At 48.5% G+C, this 2,907-nt stretch carries 1 protein-coding gene; it reads left to right on the top strand.

Annotation, left to right across the window (positions count from 1 at the left end):
* Nucleotides 1-228 precede the first annotated feature (228 nt).
* Nucleotides 229-2,907 (top strand): DUF1601 domain-containing protein (locus ACO6V1_RS23295; RefSeq protein ID WP_422468897.1); only part of this gene is annotated, 2,679 nt, incomplete at its 3' end.

The raw sequence follows: 2,907 nt of genomic DNA, 5'->3' as shown, positions 1-2,907 counted from the left end.
ACCCCTGACAGCAGCGACTGGGCGGTAGATGAGGCCTATTTTACTGCTGATGAAGGGGGGCAATTTTCTGATGACTGTTATTTTACCGCTGAAGAATATTTAGAAGAGCAAATAAATAAACCCAAAAAGAGAAAAAGGAAGAGAAAAAAGCCAGTAAAAACTGCTGCCCGATGATGACGTAGAGTAGTCTACATTTTATATTTTCAATGAATTAATGAAATTATAATTATGGACAAAAGCGGTGCTGGTATAAGTTGGACATGCACAACATCAGGCAATAATGATTATAATCAACCAGATGATCATACCGGTGCTTCAGGGAGTGGGCGATACAGGTATGGCACAGTGAGGTGGACGAATACTCCACTTCCCTATATTCCGGATCGTCATGAATTTTATCCTGCCTCTGACGCCTGCTCTGCTAACCATTCACCAAGACATTCAATAAAACCTGTTCAGGATTTTAATGCTCTTATCACACAAGAAAGAATGGATGACCTGGTGAGCATATCTGCTCGTTTTGGTGATCGCTATAATGGGAAAAAACACAGTCAATTTGCCTGTTCAATCAAACAATACACATCAAGGTCAAAAAGACCATTAAATCACAGTGAACAATGCCAACTGATACCATTGTTGCATGCTTTTAAAGCGACACGCGGATGGCCTTGGCGAAGCCTGACGACAACGGTTCATTCATTTACATCAGCGGGTGTTTTTACCCCACATAAGTACATGAATGAGAGAAGCAAGGAGGCTCAGGCAGCTTTTTTGTCAACGTTACTTGATGCAGTAATACTTAAGTGCAACCAAAAACCTGACGCCATGGGTATTGATACCCAAGGTACCGCCAATCTGCTGTGGGCCCTGGCAAAAATGGCGGGCAACGGGCTTGAGCTGGAGACGACACCAAAGCTCAAAGAAGCCGTCGCCACGCTGTTGCCCCTTGTAAAAACCAAAGCCGAATCAAAAGAAGAGAAAGACCATTTTATCCCTCAGCATATCTCCAACCTGCTGTGGGCAGTGGCGAAATTAGTAGACAACGGGCTGGAGCTGGAGAAAACGCCGAAGCTCAAAGAGGCCGTAGCTGCGCTGCTGCCCCATGTGAAAACCAAAGCCGAATCACAAGAAGGGAAAGATCACTTCAACACTCAAGGTACTGCCAACCTGCTGTGGGCCATGGCAAAAATGGTGGACAATGGGCTGGAGAAAACACCGAAGCTCAACGAGGCGATAGCCGCGCTGTTGCCCCATGTAAAAACCAAAGCCGAATCAAAAGAAGAGAAAGACCGCTTCAAGCCACAGGAAGTCGCCAACCTGGTGTGGGCCGTGGCGAAACTGGTGGATAACGGGCTGGAGCTGGAGAAGACCGCGATCCTCAAAGAGGCCGTGGCCGTGCTTTTGTACCATGTGAAAACCCAAGCCGAATCAAAAGAAGAGAAAGACCATTTTATCCCTCAGTATATCTCCAACCTGCTGTGGGCAGTGGCGAAATTGGTAGACAACGGGCTGGAGCTGGAGAAAACACCGAAGCTCAAAGAGGCCGTAGCTGCGCTGCTGCCACATGTGAAAACCAAAGCCGAATCAAAAGAAGGGAAAGATCACTTCAACACTCAAGGTACTGCCAACCTGCTGTGGGCCCTGGCAAAAATGGTGGACAATGGGCTGCAGCTGAAGAAGATACCGAAGCTCAAAGAGGTCATGGCCGCGCTGTTTCCCCAGGTCAAAAACCAAGCCGAATCAAAAGAAGAGAAAGACCACTTCAAGCCACAGCACCTCGCCAACTTGCTGTGGGCCGTGGCGAAACTGGTGGACAACGGGCTGGAGAAGACAGCGAAGCTCAACGAGGCTGTAACCGCGCTGTTGCCCCATGTGAAAACCAAAGCCGAATTAACAGAAGAAAAAGACCACTTCAAGCCACAGGAAGTCACCAACCTGCTGTGGGCCCTGGCGAAACTGGTAGACAATGGGCTGGAGCTGGAGAAGACACCGAAGCTCAAAGAGTCCGTGGCTGCGCTGTTGCCCCAGGTGAAAACCAAAGCCGAATCAACAGCAGAGAAAGACCACTTGAAGCCACAGGAAGTCGCCAACCTGCTGTGGGCCTTGGCGAAACTGGTGGACAATGGGTTGGAGAAGACAGCAACGCTCAAAGAGGCCTTGGCCGTGCTGCTGCTCGATGTGAAAACCAAAGCCGAGTCAAAAGAAGAGAAAGACCACTTTATTTCACAGCATATCGCCAACCTGCTGTGGACCGTGGTGACACTGTTGGAAAACGGGTTGGAGCTGGAGAAGACACCGAAGCTCAAAGAAGTCTTGGCCGTGCTGTTGCAACATGTGCAAGCCAAAGCCGAATCAAAAGAAATGAAAAACCACTTCAAGCCACAGGAGGTCACCACACTGGTGTGGTCCGTGGCAAAACTGGGTGAGGCCATTGAGCTGAACCTGGTTAAATCTATGTTCGATTCTCTTGTCGACAGAATCAGTGAAAACCCTCAGCTCTCTCAGCAAGATATATCAATGGCTCTCTGGGGAGTCATGGTATTTAGTGCCAGGTATTATCTGTACTTCGGTGACGATAATAAAAACGCCCTTGAAAAGCACATAGATGAACTGTTCTCTCGCCTGGAAAGTCCATCCCCGTGCAATTCAGAGTTTCCATTCATCACTGCCATGGCTGCAAGTTGGCTTGGGAGGGCGTGTCCAGTGGGTCCACATTACCGGACAATCATTTCCCAATCTCAATCCATCTTACGCGATCAGCTCCAGTCAAGCTTTCCGTCTTTGAAGATTAAAGAAGAACAGAGTCTGAACTCATTGCCTCCGGTCGACCTGCTACTGCCAGATTACAACACGGTTATCGACGTTCAGGGACCTTCTCATTACGTGAGTGGTGATTTCAAAACCAGA

Origin of the sequence: Endozoicomonas sp. ALC013, from assembly GCF_049310205.1 — a bacterium.
In the GTDB taxonomy this organism is placed as follows: Bacteria; Pseudomonadota; Gammaproteobacteria; order Pseudomonadales; family Endozoicomonadaceae; genus Endozoicomonas.
This window is presented reverse-complemented; position numbering and strand designations above follow the sequence as displayed.